The sequence below is a fragment of the Streptomyces sp. 5-10 genome (genome assembly GCF_014712245.1).
Classification (GTDB): Bacteria; Actinomycetota; Actinomycetes; order Streptomycetales; family Streptomycetaceae; genus Streptomyces; species Streptomyces violaceusniger.
Window position 1 is genome coordinate 52,599 of the sequence record NZ_JACVYG010000005.1, and the last position, 13,370, is coordinate 65,968.

Annotated in this window: 13 protein-coding genes; 7 read left to right on the forward strand and 6 right to left on the reverse strand. The window is 71.3% G+C overall.

Annotation, left to right across the window (positions count from 1 at the left end; all coding sequences use genetic code 11):
* The first annotated feature begins 74 nt into the window (after window positions 1-74).
* Entirely contained in the window at window positions 75-1,076 is a 1,002-nt protein-coding gene (locus IEJ02_RS07960) for a LysR family transcriptional regulator (RefSeq protein ID WP_275558788.1), read from the forward strand.
* On the forward strand, window positions 1,073-1,975 hold the full coding sequence (locus IEJ02_RS07965; RefSeq protein WP_191064087.1) for a serine hydrolase: 903 nt from the start codon (window positions 1,073-1,075) through the stop codon (window positions 1,973-1,975). The genes IEJ02_RS07960 and IEJ02_RS07965 overlap by 4 nt, the downstream gene beginning before the upstream one ends.
* Before the next feature lie 54 nt (window positions 1,976-2,029).
* Here the strand turns inward: IEJ02_RS07965 and IEJ02_RS07970 are convergent, their stop codons facing one another.
* Both IEJ02_RS07970 and IEJ02_RS07975 read right to left on the reverse strand, forming a co-directional pair.
* Window positions 2,030-2,785, reverse strand: a complete 756-nt coding sequence (locus tag IEJ02_RS07970; protein WP_191064088.1) for a dienelactone hydrolase family protein — start codon at window positions 2,783-2,785, stop codon at window positions 2,030-2,032.
* Between the two features lie 171 nt (window positions 2,786-2,956).
* Entirely contained in the window at window positions 2,957-3,583 is a 627-nt protein-coding gene (locus tag IEJ02_RS07975; RefSeq protein WP_191064089.1) for a 3'-5' exonuclease, read from the reverse strand.
* A gap of 196 nt (window positions 3,584-3,779) precedes the next feature.
* On the opposite strand from IEJ02_RS07975, the gene IEJ02_RS07980 reads away from it, so the two are divergent.
* Window positions 3,780-5,336, forward strand: coding sequence for an alpha-L-arabinofuranosidase B (locus IEJ02_RS07980; RefSeq protein WP_191064090.1), 1,557 nt, complete (start codon window positions 3,780-3,782; stop codon window positions 5,334-5,336).
* A gap of 72 nt (window positions 5,337-5,408) precedes the next feature.
* On the opposite strand, the gene IEJ02_RS07985 is transcribed toward IEJ02_RS07980, so the two are convergent.
* The 3 genes from IEJ02_RS07985 to IEJ02_RS07995 form a co-directional block, all read right to left on the reverse strand.
* Window positions 5,409-6,179 (reverse strand): SDR family NAD(P)-dependent oxidoreductase, encoded by a 771-nt coding sequence (locus tag IEJ02_RS07985; RefSeq protein ID WP_191064091.1) that lies wholly within the window; start codon window positions 6,177-6,179, stop codon window positions 5,409-5,411.
* Window positions 6,180-6,313: 134 nt separating this feature from the next.
* The gene (locus IEJ02_RS07990; RefSeq protein WP_191064092.1) at window positions 6,314-7,195 is read right to left on the reverse strand and encodes an aldo/keto reductase; all 882 of its coding nucleotides are present in this window, start codon (window positions 7,193-7,195) and stop codon (window positions 6,314-6,316) included.
* Window positions 7,196-7,400: 205 nt separating this feature from the next.
* Window positions 7,401-8,264 carry a helix-turn-helix transcriptional regulator gene (locus tag IEJ02_RS07995; protein ID WP_191064093.1) on the reverse strand — a complete coding sequence of 288 codons (864 nt, stop codon included), beginning with the start codon at window positions 8,262-8,264 and terminating at the stop codon, window positions 7,401-7,403.
* A 199-nt stretch (window positions 8,265-8,463) separates the two neighbouring features.
* Here IEJ02_RS07995 and IEJ02_RS08000 point away from each other — a divergent pair, with 199 nt between their 5' ends.
* From IEJ02_RS08000 to IEJ02_RS08010, 3 genes are read left to right on the forward strand one after another with little or no spacing between them, the layout of a single operon-like run.
* Complete coding sequence (locus IEJ02_RS08000) at window positions 8,464-9,231, forward strand: SDR family oxidoreductase (RefSeq protein ID WP_191064094.1); 768 nt, start codon at window positions 8,464-8,466, stop codon at window positions 9,229-9,231.
* A gap of 44 nt (window positions 9,232-9,275) precedes the next feature.
* Window positions 9,276-10,184 carry an SDR family NAD(P)-dependent oxidoreductase gene (locus IEJ02_RS08005; RefSeq protein ID WP_191064095.1) on the forward strand — a complete coding sequence of 303 codons (909 nt, stop codon included), beginning with the start codon at window positions 9,276-9,278 and terminating at the stop codon, window positions 10,182-10,184.
* Between the two features lie 58 nt (window positions 10,185-10,242).
* The gene (locus IEJ02_RS08010) at window positions 10,243-10,458 is read left to right on the forward strand and encodes a tautomerase family protein (RefSeq protein WP_020873857.1); all 216 of its coding nucleotides are present in this window, start codon (window positions 10,243-10,245) and stop codon (window positions 10,456-10,458) included.
* Window positions 10,459-10,589: 131 nt separating this feature from the next.
* On the opposite strand, the gene IEJ02_RS08015 is transcribed toward IEJ02_RS08010, so the two are convergent.
* On the reverse strand, window positions 10,590-11,924 hold the full coding sequence (locus tag IEJ02_RS08015; protein WP_191064096.1) for a cytochrome P450: 1,335 nt from the start codon (window positions 11,922-11,924) through the stop codon (window positions 10,590-10,592).
* Window positions 11,925-12,563: 639 nt separating this feature from the next.
* On the opposite strand from IEJ02_RS08015, the gene IEJ02_RS08025 reads away from it, so the two are divergent.
* Window positions 12,564-13,349, forward strand: a complete 786-nt coding sequence (locus IEJ02_RS08025) for a trypsin-like serine peptidase (protein WP_191064098.1) — start codon at window positions 12,564-12,566, stop codon at window positions 13,347-13,349.
* Window positions 13,350-13,370 lie beyond the last annotated feature (21 nt).

Genomic DNA, 13,370 nt, shown 5'->3' on the forward strand with positions numbered 1-13,370 from the left:
CCTTCGCCGTCGGCGGCTATGCGGTCCAATACGCTCGTGCGCTTCTTCATGCCGATCTGGCATAGAGTGCGGCTGTGGATCTGGTGGGAGTGTGCCGGGCGTTCGTCAGCGTCAGCGAGCGGGGAAGTTTCACCGTCGGGGCGGCCGCCGCCCGGATGTCCCAGTCCGTGGCCAGCCGTCGCGTGGCCGCGCTGGAGGAGCGCTTCGGGGAGCAGCTCTTCGAGCGCACCTCGCGGCGGGCCGTGCTCACCCCGTTCGGGCGGGAGATGCTGCCGGTGGCCAGACAGCTCGTACAGGCGGCCGATGTGCTGCTGCACGAGGCGGAGGCGGCCAAGCGCAAGCCGTGGCGGCTCGCGGTGCCCGGCATCTGCTCCACGGCCGGTCTCGCCCAGCTCGTCGCCGAGGCGCGGGGGCACGGGGTCACCCTCGATCTCCGCGTGGCGGCGCCCGCGCAGCGCCTGGAACTCATCCACGCACAGCAGGTGCGGGCGGCGCTGCTCGCGGTGCCCGCGGACGAGGCCACGTGGTCGGTGCCGCTCGGGCTCGCCGGAGTGGGGGATCCCGGTGTGCGGCGGCTCTACCTCGAGACGCTGCGGCTCGGCCGGGCCGCTCCGGGCCCGGCCCGCCGGATATGGATCCAGCCGGAGGACGATGTGCCGCACATCCGCGACCCGCTCACCCGGCTGCGTGACGCGGTCGGTCTGCGGCCCGCGCAACTCGTGGCCGCCACCGATCTGACGACCGCCGCCGCCGAAGTCCTCTGCACCCGCGACCTGTTGCTGTGCTCTCCCGCGCAGGCGAAGGAACTCGCCCTGACGTGGCGGCCCATCGGTGAGATCGCGCTCAGCCGGGGGTTCGCCCTCGCCGCCGCCGCGGACGGCAATCCGCAGCACCTCGAAGGGCGCCTGGGCGGCGCCATCGCCCGCTGCCTCGGCGCTGACACCTGCGCGGACACCGAGGCATCGCGCACCCGGGGGGACACCGCGGCATCGCGCACCCGGGCGGGCACCGCGGCATCGGCCACCCGGGCGGGCGCCGCGGAATCGGGGGACACCGTGGCAGGAGCCGAGGCATGAGCACCGAGGCACTGCTGAGCGAGCTGCGCGGGCAGCTGCGCGACGGCGGCCTGCACGGCTGTCTGCTCGTACGGGACCTCCACACGGGGGACGAGGTGGGGATCGACCCGGACACCCAGCTGCCCTCCGCCTCCCTGGTCAAGGTCCCGCTCGCGCTGGCCACGGCGGAGCGCGTCCGGCGCGGTGAGCTCGACGGAGCCACGATGCTCGATGTGCCACCCGGGCGGATCACCACACCCGGCCCCACCGGGCTGAGCCGGTTCCGCCACCCCGTCCGGATCGCGGTCGACGATCTGCTCTATCTGAGCACCTGTCTGAGCGACGGAACGGCGGCCGACGCGCTGTTCGACCTCACCCCACCCGCCCAGGTGGCCGAGATCCTCCATGAGCTCGGGCTGCGGGGCATCACCGTCCGGCACCGTATGCGCGAACTGAGCGACACCCTCGTGGAGCGCTTCGATGCCGCGCAGGTGCATCTCGCCCACGCCCTCGCCATCGACGCCGGCACCAGCGGCCGCGGCCATCGGGTGCCGCAACTCGACACCACCCGTGCCAACACCGGCAGCGCACGCGCCTGGGTGGAACTGCTCCAGGCCCTGTGGACACCGTCGAAAATCCACCCCGACGTCGGCTTGCGGGTACGCGACCTCATGGCGCACAACGTGCTGCGGCACCGACTCGCCCCGGACTTCAGCTCCGACGCCACCACCTGGTCCTCCAAGACCGGCACGCTCCTCAACCTCCGCCATGAGATCGGGGTCGTGGAGCACTCCGACGGCCAGACCTTCGCCATCGCCGTCCTCACCGAGTCACTGGTGCCCGCCAGTACCCAGCCCGGCGCCGAGGCCCTGATGGCGCAGGTGGCCCGCACCCTGCGGGACCACCTCCGGCAGCTCTAGGCCGGGGTGGTGACCAGCCCGGGGCGGCCGGTCACCAGCCGTGGCAGACCACGGTCAGAGGGCGCGGCCGAAGAGGTCGAGCAGGGCCTCCCAGTGGCGTTCGGCGGCCTCGGCGTGGTAAGCGGCGGTGTCGGCCTGGGTGTAGCCGTGCTGAGCGCCCGTGTAGACCTCGGTGCGGTGGCGGACACCGGCCTCGTCGAGGGCCTTGTCCAGGCGCTCGATCTGCTCGGGCGGAAGGGCGTGGTCCTGGTCCGCGTGTCCGAAGTACAGCTCGGCGGTGATCCGTTCGGCCACCGTGTGCGGGCTGTCCGGCGCCTCGGTGGCCAAGTGGGCCCCGTGAAAACCGGCCGCCGCGGCGACGCGATCGGGGTACGTTCCGGCGGTCCGCAGGGCCAGGCCGGCGCCCATGCAGTAGCCGGTGATCCCCACGGGCCCGTCGGTGGCCTGCGGGCAGGCGGCCAGCCAGTCGAGATAGGTGCCGGCGTCGCGCATCGCACGCTCGGGAGTGAGCTCCCGCGCGATCGGCATGATGTGCTCGAAGATCTCCGGACGCGCCGCCGGGTCGAGGAAGTCGGGCAGCTCCACCACGGGAGCGCGCCCGTGGCGGTAGAACACATTGGGCACCAGCACGGTGTAACCGGCCGCGGCCAGACGGTCGGCCATCCCGCGCAGATGGGGCCGGAGGCCGAACGCGTCCATGTACAGCAGAACGGCCGGGTGGCGGTCGGTGTCGTCAGGATGGGCCAGATAGGCATCGGCGATGCCGTCCTGGGTGGGGATGTCCACGGCTGTTCCGCGCGCTGCGGTCATGTGGGGGTTCCTTTCCTCGATGCGTACCGGACGGCGCGCGAGCACCGCCGAGCAAGATCTCCGGCCTCTCCGGCCCATCGTGCCACTCGCTGTCAGGGCGTCGGACGCCACGCTCGCCGATGGCCGATTCGCTCCGTCCCCGGAGCCATCCGTCCCTGAAGGCGCTCCTCCCTAGAGGCACCCCTCGGGCAGGGCGGCCCCACCGGCGCAGACATGCCTGATCGCCGCGGCGATCGAATAGCAGTCGAAGAGCGCCGAATGCTCCTTGCCGGCCGCGGGTTTGGGCAGGCCGAGCGCTTCCCAGAGCCGACCGGAATTGGCCGAGGCCGTTGTCGGCGCGATGGTGTTCAGCCACGGCCGGATGTTCAGGAACGGGGTGGTGAGAAAGCCGTTCTTGACCTCTTCGCCGCGGGCCCGGGCCCATCCCACGTTCTCCCCGAGGACGACCATGTCATTGCCGTAGGAGAGGACGGACTGTCCCCGGCAGAACGCCAGGAAGTCGCCGATCGCCTCGGCGGGGGCGACGCCCTCGCGGTCCACGGTCCGCTGGTCGATGCCCGTGAGGCCGGTGAAGAACGGAGACAGCCGCGGATTGACCACCGGTCTGACCAGCGCTTCGTATTCCTCGACAACTTCGTATTCCTCGACAGCGGAGTGGGCGTCAGCGGCAGAGCCGGTGCTGATGCGCACCGCGCCAATCTGGACGATTTCGCGAAGCTGCCCCGGTTCCGACCAATCCTGCTCGAGCGCTCCCGGCCACGTGGTGAACTCAAGGTCGAACACGACAAACGTCGACAAACGGTCTCTCCTCGATGTGCGGTGGGGGCGAATGAACCGTACGAGTCGCCGCGCAGGAGGCTACTCCTCCGCGCACGGCCATTGACGCCGACGGTCGCCAGTCCTACCGTCAGGTTCGATTTCACGGTCAATGTGCGGTATATCGAACGTAATGACATGCCCCTGGCATTCACATCGACACGGGAAGGGCGTCACCATGAAGGTTCCTCCGGGTCTCACGAGGGTGAGAAGAGCGCTGCTGTCGGTGGGTGCGACAGCGACCCTCGTCCTCGGGCTCCTGGCCGGCGGCACGGGCACGTCCCACGCCGCGGCCTCCCTGCCGTGCGACATCTACGGTGCGGCCGGTACGCCCTGCGTGGCCGCGCACAGCACCACCCGGGCCCTCTACGCCTCCTTCAACGGCCCGCTCTACCAGCTGAAACGCGCCTCCGACGGCGCCGTGACCGACGTGGGAACGCTGACGGCGGGCGGCTACGCCGACGCCGCCCGGCAAGACTCCTTCTGCGCCGGAACCACATGCGTCATCAACGTCATCTACGACCAGTCACCGCGCCACAACCACATGCCCATCGAACCGGCCGGCACCGCGGGCCCCGCCAACTCCGGTGTCCCCGCCGACGCGTTACCCGTGACCGCGGGCGGCCACCAGGTCTACGGCGCGTCCTTCTCCGGCCGCATGGGCTACCGCCACACCGCGGCCTCCGGTGTCGCCGTCAACGGCCAGCCCGAGGGGATGTACATGGTCACCTCCGGCACCCATGTCAATGGCCTGTGCTGCTTCGACTACGGCAACGCCGAGGTGCGGATCGCCGACACCGGCAACGGCCACATGGACGCCATCAACTTCGGTACGGAGTGCTGGTTCCCGCCGTGCAGCGGCTCCGGGCCCTGGGTGCAGGCGGACCTGGAGAACGGCCTGTTCCAGTCGGACAGCGGCTACAGCAAGAACCCCTCGAACACCGGCAATTCCGCGCCCTTCGTCACCGCCCTGCTGAAAAACAACGGACAGAACTACTTCGCCATCAAGGACGGCAACGCCCAGTCCGGCAGGCTCACCACCCAGTACGCGGGTCCTGAGCCGTCCAGGCCGGGCTACTCGCCGATGCACCAGGAGGGCTCCATCGTCCTCGGCACCGGTGGCGACAACAGCAACGGGTCCATCGGCTCGTTCTTCGAGGGCGTGATGACCAGCGGCCTGCCGACCGACGCGGCCGACGACGCGGTGCAGGCCAACGTCGTCTCCGTGGGCTACGGCGCGCCCAGCCCCGTGGCGGGCGGCACCCTGGGCGCGGGCTCGACGATGTCCCTGCGCGCCACCACCCCCGGCTACACCGACCGCTACGTCCGCCACCAGGCCAACAGCGCCGTCACCTCCGTGGTGTCCTCCGGCAGCTCCGCACTCGACAAGGGCGACGCCTCCTGGATCGTGCGCCGCGGCCTCGCCAACGCCTCCTGCGTGTCGTTCGAGTCGCGCAACTACCCCGGAGACTTCCTGCGCCACTACAACTACCAGCTGCTGCGGCAGCCGATGGACGGCACCGCCGTCTTCCGGGCCGACGCCACCTTCTGCCCCCAGACCGGCAAGAACGGCCAGGGCACCTCGTTCGCGTCCTACAACTACCCCGACCGGTTCATCCGCCACTACGAGAACAAGGTCTACATCGCCTCCAACGGAGGGTCCAACCCCTTCGACAGCGCCACCTCATGGGCCGACGACGTGAGTTGGCGGGTGTCCACGCCCTGGACGCCGTAGGAGGCACGCCCGTAGGACGCCGCAGGACGGCCTGGCCCGCCGTAGGGCCGCAGGACGGCCCCGGGGGAGCCCTCAGCCGCGCAGGCTCATGCCGCCACAGACCGACCACACCTGGCCGTTGACCCACTCGGCGTCGTCCGAGAGGAGAAACGCCACGGTGCCCGCCACGTCCGCGGGCTCGCCCAGCCGCGGACTGCGGGCGATCTTCAGCGCCATGGCCTGCAGCCGCTGGTCGTCCCGCTGCTTCTGGGTGTCGCCCATGACCAGCCCGGGCGCCACGGCGTTGCAGCGGATGCCCTCCTTGCCCCAGCGGGAGGCGATATGGCGGGTCAGCGCGTTGATCCCGGCCTTGGACGCGGCATACGCGGGACGCCGGGGCTCCCCTCCCCAGGCCGCGCCGGAGGAGGTGTTCACGATCACGCCGCCGCCCTGGGCCAGCAGCCGGGGGATGACCGCCCGGCAGGTGAGGGCGTAGCCCAGCAGGTTCACCTCGTGGGTACGCCGCCACACCGCCGGGTCCATCTCCAGCAGATCGGTGTCCCGGCCCAGGTGCTCGTCCGAGAGGTCGGCGCCGACGTTGTAGAGCCCGTCGACCCCGCCGAGTTCGGCGGCGGCCCGGTCGATCAGCGCGCCGATCGACTCCTCGTCGGCGAGGTCGAACGGGACGGCGACCGCGGTGCCGCCGGCCTCGGCGACGCGCTGGGCGGTGGCCTTCGCTCCCGTGAGGTCGATGTCGCCGACGACGACGGAGGCACCTTCCCCGGCGAGCCGCTCGGCCGTGGCGGCGCCGATCCCGGTGGCGCCACCCGCGATGACGATCCTCTTGCCCTGAAGTCCCCTCATGCCTCTCTCCCGCCGACAGAGGTCTGGAACCGACAAAAGCACGCGTCATCATTCCACGAAGGAACTCAATAGTCTCCTGCCCGGACGACCGTGTGCGGGGCGGCCGGTGGCCGCCCCGCGCCCGCGCCGGTGTCTCAGGAGAATGTGTCGGGCCCGACCCGGTCGGGGTCGGGGCCGCCGCGCGCCCCGGTGTCGAGGGCGTCGACGGCGGCCACCTCATGGGGGGTCAGGGAGAAGTCGAAGACGTCGATGTTCTCCGCGATGCGGTGGGGTCTGACGGACTTCGGGATCGCGCACAGGTCGTGCTCGACCTGCCAGCGCAGGATGATCTGGGCCGGGCTCTTGCCGTACTTCTCGGCGAGGCCGGTGATGGTGGGCTCCTGGAGCGGATCCCTGACCGCGGCCGCGCCCTCGGCCCCGTAGCGGTTCACCCCGCCGATGGGCGACCAGGACTGGGTGAGGATGCCGTGGCGGACGTCGAACGCGCGCAGCTCGGGCTGGCTGAAATTCGGGTGCAGCTCGACCTGGTTCACCGCGGGTACGACCTCGGTGCGCGCCATGAGAGCGGTCAGGTGTTCCGGGGTGTGGTTGCACACCCCGATGGCCCGCACCCGGCCGTCGGCCAGCAGCTTCTCGGCCGCCTTGTACGACGCCACCGTGGTGTCGTACGCGGACGGGATCGGCCAGTGCAGCAGATACAGGTCGAGGTGGTCCAGGCCCAGCTTGGTGAGGCTGGTGTCGAAGGCGCGGAGGGTGGAGTCGTAGCCGTAGTCGGTCAGCCACAGCTTGGTGATGACGAAGATGTCCTCGCGGGCGATGCCGGAGCGGGCGATGCCCTCACCGACCTCCTTCTCGTTGCCGTAGGCGGCCGCGGTGTCGATCAGGCGGTAGCCGCATTCGATCGCGGTCGTCACCGCCGGGACGGTCTCCTCGGGCGGGCTCTGGTAGACACCGAGGCCGAGGGCGGGCATCCGCACGCCGTTGTTCAGGGTCAGAAGCGGGGCTGGTCCAGTCATACGGGGTCCTTGGGTGAGTCGGAGACCGGCGGGCCCACCGCCGGTGCCGTGGCCCGGCACCGGGCAGAGCCCGCTCGTACTGCGACAGGGGTTCCCAAAGACGCGCCGCTCGCTCACTCCGCACCCCGAACGTCACCACGTTGGCACGATCAGGACGCCGTGCCCGGCCTCCGGGGCCGCCACTCCGCCGCCGCAGGGCGGGGGATCACGGCGACGCGCTGCGCTCGCCGACCGTCATGTCCTGTGTGCCGATCACCGAGAGAAGCTCCAGCTGGGCGGCGCCCTCGGTGCCGGGCGGGGCGCTGAACCACAGCAGCCGCTGGTGGCCGTCCTCGCTGAACAGGGTGTGGCAGTCCAGCTCGATGACGCCCAGCGAGGGGTGGACGATGCGCTTGTGGTCGGTCCGCCGGAGCGCCACGTCATGGGTGTCCCAGAGGGCGGCGAACTCCTCGCTGCGGCGGCGGAGCGCCGCCACCATCCGCCGTACCTCGGAGTCCCCGCCGCGCCGGGCGGCGACGGCCTGGAGATCGGCCACGAAGACCCGGGAGTGGTGGGCGTGGTCCTCGGCCGGGTAGATCCCTCGGGCCTCCGGATCGGTGAACCAACGGTAGACGAGGCTCGCCGCGGGGCCGCGCACCGCCGGGGGACGGCCGACCAGCGCCGCGGCCAGCTCGTTCTGCACCAGCGTCTGGTGCAGATCGGTGATGACCTGGGCGGGGGTGGTGGTGAGCCGGTCCAGCAGGCCGAGCAGGGCCGGCTGGACCTGCGCGGCCGGGCCGTGCGCCGCCGGGGGGACGGGGCGGTCGGCGAGGTGGAACAGATGGTCCCGCTCGTCGCCGTTCAGCCGCAGCGCCCGGGCGAGCGCGGTCAGCACCTGGGCCGAGGGCTGAGCGCCGCGGCCGCGCTCCAGCTCGGTGTAGTAGTCAGCGGACAGCCCGGCCAGCTGGGCGACCTCCTCGCGCCGCAGGCCGGGCACCCGGCGCCGCGGACCGGCGGGCAGACCGACGTCGGCCGGGCGGATGCGGTCGCGCCGGGACTTCAGGAACGCGGCGAATTCGGAGTGGTTCACACCCTCATGGTCGCCTGTGCCGGTGAGCTGAGCCAGGGGCTGACAACCCCAGGGTGGGGACAGCCGTGGCTGGCCCGGCGATCCCGGCCCAAGCTGGAAACACCGACGGGGCACGGCGGCGAACGACGCCGGCGCCCCCGGGGGCCACGGCCCGTACGCCGTGGCATCCGCCCACCAGCACCTGTCCCCAGGAGCCCCCATGTCCCCTCAGGAAACCGCGCCCCAGCACCCCACCGACCGGCCCCGCGTCGCCATCGTCACCGGAGGCTCCCGCGGCATCGGCCACGAGGCGGTGAAGCGGCTGGCCGCCGACGGATACGCCGTCGTGATCGGCTACGCGGGCCACCGCGAACCGGCCGAGGCCGCCGCCAAGGACATCACCGCCGCCGGTGGCCGGGCCGTCGCCGTCCAGGCCGACGTCGCCGACGAACAGCAGGTGGCCACGGTCTTCGACACCGCGGAGTCCGAGTACGGCGGGGTCGACGTCGTCGTCCACGCGGCCGGCCGGATATACCTGGCGCCCATCGCCGAGCTGGACCTCGCCGAGCTGGACACGCTGCACCGCACCAACATCCGCGGCACCTTCGTCGTCGCCCAGCAGGCCGCCCGCAGGATCCGCGGCGGCGGCGCGCTCATCACCTTCTCCACGTCCATCGTGGGCCTGGCCCTCCCCGCCTACGGCGCCTACAGCGCCAGCAAGGGAGCCGTCGAGGCGCTGACCATGATCCTGGCGCGCGAGCTGCGCGGCCGCGACGTCACCGTCAACACCGTGGCCCCCGGCCCCACCGCCACCGATCTGTTCCTCGACGGCAAGGACGAGGAGACCATCGCCCGGATGGCGGCCCAGCCCCCGCTGGAGCGCCTGGGCACCCCCGCCGACATCGCCGAGGTCGTGGCCTTCCTCGCCTCCCCGGCCGGCCACTGGGTCAACGGCCAGTGCGTCCGCGCCAACGGCGGCATCGTCTGACCGCCGCCGCACCACCGTCCCCTTCTCCCGCCCGTAAGGACCCCATGCCCTCCGACACACCCACGACCATCCTGGTCACCGGGGCCTCCAGCGGCTTCGGGGCGCTGACCGCACGCGCCCTGGCCCGCGCCGGCCACACCGTCTACGCCGGGATCCGGCAGCCGGCCACCCGCAACGCCCCCGCGGTGGCCGAGCTGACCCGCTACGCCACCGACCACGACGTCGACCTGCGCGCCGTGGAGCTCGACGTCACCTCGCAGGACTCCGCCGACGCCGCCATCGCCCGCGTCCTGGCCGACCGGAACCGGCTGGACGTGATCGTCCACAACGCCGGACACATGGCCACCGGCCCGGCGGAGGCGTTCACCCCCGAGCAGCTGGCCCAGCTGTACGACGTCAACGTCCTGGGCACCCAGCGCGTCAACCGTGCCGCGCTGCCGCGGCTGCGGGCCCAGGGCGAGGGGCTGCTGGTGTGGATCGGCAGCTCCAGCACCCGCGGCGGCTGCCCGCCCTTCATCGGGCCCTACTTCGCCGCGAAGGCCGCCATGGACGCCCTGGCCGTCAGCTACGCCGCCGAAGTGGTCCGCTTCGGCATCGACACCGCGATCGTCGTCCCCGGCGCCTTCACCTCCGGCACCAACCACTTCCGCCACGCGGGCGCGCCCGCCGACACCGACCGCGCCGCCGCCTACGACGAGCGTTACGGCACCCTGCTGGCCGAGCTCGACCAGCGGCTGGCCGCGCTGATCCCGCCGGACGCGGACGCCGCGCACGTCGCCGACGCCGTCGTACGCCTGGTGGCCCAGCCGGCCGGCACCCGGCCGCTGCGCACCCACATAGACCCCAGCCGCGACGGCAGCGAAGTCGTCTCCGCGGTCGCCGACCGCGTCCGCGCCGAGTTCTTCCGCCGGGCCGGGCTGGACGATCTGCTCACCACGGGCAGCTCACGGTAATCACACCCGAATCACACCTTCGAACACACCGACAACCCCCGTACGAGAGAGAACGACCATGCCCTTCGCGAACTTCAAGGTCCCTGCCGGATCCCTCGACGAGAAGCAGAAGGAGGAAATCGTCACCCGCGCCACCGAGCTGTACGTCGAGATCTACGGTGAGCGCGCCCGCGCCACCACCCTGGTCCTGGTCGAGGAGGTCACCGACGGCGGCTGGGGCATCGGCGGCAACGTCCTGACCCTCGCCATGCTCCAGCAGCCACCCGGCAACTGACGCCGCTGGAACCCCAGGGCCCCGGCGTCCCCTCTCCCCCGGGGGACGCCGGACCTCCCCCGGGGGAACGCCGTGCCACGCGGGCCGGACCTCCGCCCGTCGCGACGCTGCGGAGATCAGTCAGAAGGACCCTAGCCCGCGGTGACCGGAGTGGGGCTGAAGGTGACGGGCAGGGAATCCAGGCAGCGGTACCAGAACGAGTCCACCCATGTCAGCTCGTCGGGCGCCACGGCCAGCGTCAGGTCCGGAACCCGGTCCAGCAGTACCTCGATCGCCGTCTCCGCGATGATCCTGGCCGTCTCGGGGCCGCCCGCCGGGCAGCCGTAGTCGCCGCTGCTGAACGCGACATGGGAGTGGTTGCCGGCGTGGCCGACGGGGGTGTCGGGCCACAGCAGCGGATCGGCGTTGGCGGCGGCCAGGCCGAGGACGACGAGGTCGCCGGCGTGGATGCGCCGGCCGCCGAGGTCGGTGTCGCGGGTGGCGTACCGCCCGATGAGGTTCTGCAGCGGGGAATCCGCCCACAGCACCTCGTTCATGGCCTCGCCGATGCTGCGCCGGTTGCCCGAGAGGGTCATCGCGAAGCGCTCGTCGGTGAGCATCAGCCGCAGGGTGTTGCCGATCCAGTACGAGGTCAGCGGCAGCGCCGCCGCCATCAGCACCATGACGTCCGCGGTGTGCTGCTCCTCGGTCAGGTCCGGGGTGTTCAGGATGAACCGCGAGGTGAGGTCGGGGCCCGGATCCTCGCGCTTGGCCCGCACCAGCTCCGCCACATACCCGGCGACCCGCTGCTGACCGGCGATGGCCTCCTCGTCGGAGAGGAACGACACCGTCAGCCCCGCCGCCAGGGTCTCCAGCCCGGCCTCGTCCTGGGGCAGGCCGAACAACTCGGCCGTGGCGAGGGTGGGCACCGAGTAGATGTAGTCGTACACCAGATCCGCCCTGCCGCGCGCGGCGAACTTGTCGATCAGCTGATCGGCGAACCGCTCGCAGTGGCCGCGCAGCACGAAGGGGTCGACCGTGGCGAGGGCCTCGCTCACGGCCGTCGCGCGCCGCCGGTGCTCCTCGCCCTCCGTGAAGGGCATCATCGGGCTGTACGCCACCCACGGCATCAGCGGCCAGTCCGGCGGCACGCTGTCCCAGCCGTTCCAGCGGCGCGGGTCCCGGCCGAACGTCTCGGTGTCGGACAGCACCTGACGGGTCTCGCGGTAGCCGAGGACGAACCAGGCGTCGATGTCGCCTTCGAGCAGGACCGGGGCGACCTGTCCGCCGTCCCGCCGTATCCGCTGGTAGGTCTCGTCCGGGCGGCGCCGGAAGTCCGGCCCGTACAGCCGCGCGGCGTGGGCGGGGCACCCCGGGGGCGGCGCGTCGGGCGCGTCCGGAGCGTGCTGCGGGGCCGGTGTGTCCTGGCTGTCCTGGGCGTCCTGGCCATCTTGGGCGTCCTGGTCGTCCTGGAGGTTCGTTACCAATGGTCTTCCTCGGAGCGGCGGGCCTACGGGGATGCCGGGAGGCTAACAGCATCCGCTGCGGCAGGCGGGCCCATCGCGTAATGCGGGGCTGCCGTGAATGCGTGAATACTTCCGTGAATTCGGCGAGAGAAACGCGATCGCGGGTTCCGGACACTGTCGGGGATCGGGTGGCCGTCGCCGCGTGGGAGAAGGCGGAGGTTGACGCGCGTTGACGCGTCGGAATTCCTCGTTCAATGCGGCACACGGCCCGTTCCGCTTTTACCGAAAAGGGCAGCCCAGCAGGCGCGAGGCGAATTTCCGTACCGGGCCCGGGGCGTCATGCCTGGCCGGATACCGCTCTGACCACCTGCGGGATCTTGGCGCGCGCACTTCATCGCGCGATACGGTGCGCCCGGGATTTCGCCGGGGGCATCCGCTCCCTGTCCCGATCAGAAATTGGGGGGACTGGTGCAGATACGCAAGGTCGTTTTAGCGGCGAGCGGAGCGGTTTTCGCGTTCGCCCTGACGATTCCGGCGGCCGCGTTCGCCGATTCGCACAGCACCGTCACACGCAGCGCGGACACCGCGGTGTCCACGCACAAGAATGCCGCGTCCCGCTCATCCGCGGAGTCCGCCGAGAAATACTGGACCCCGCAGCGTATGCGCAGAGCCGTCGAGGCCGACACGCCCGCCGACGCCAAGGCGTCGCGGAAGGCGGCCACCGACGCGGCGGCCGAACCCGCTCAGCTCGCGAAACCGCAGAAGGCCACCTCGAAGAAGGCCCGCGGGGTGCGGATCGCCACCTCGATCGTGCAGGGCAAGGTCTTCTTCCACAACCCGACCAACGGCGGCGACTACGCCTGCTCCGCCGCCGCGGTCAACAATCCCACGAAGAACATGGTGTTCACCGCGGGGCACTGCGTCCACGGTGGCGCCGGCGGCACCTGGGCCACCAACTGGGTGTTCGTGCCCGCCTACTACAACGGCTCGCGGCCGTACGGAACCTGGTCAGCCAAGACGCTGACCACGTTCAACGGCTGGATCAACAACAGCGACCTCAACTACGACATCGGCGTGGTCAACGTCTGGGACAACGGCGCCGGCAAGCTGGTCAACACCGTCGGCGGCATGGGGCTGGGCTACAACTACGGGTACTCCAACACCGTGACGGTCTGGGGCTATCCGGCCGCCTTCGGCTACGACGGCGAAGTGCCCTACGTGTGCCAGAACATCCCCACATGGCAGGACGGCTCCCGGGTGCAGAACGGGTGCACCATGGTCGAGGGCGCCAGCGGCGGCCCCTGGCTGCGGGACTACAACGAGACCACGGGCCTGGGGACCGAGATCGGCGTCACCAGCACCCGGACCGATCCGCCCGCCTACATCGACAGCCCCTACTTCGACAACAAGATCCAGACGATCTACAACAACACCGCCAACGGCTGAGCACCACCCACGGCTGAGCAC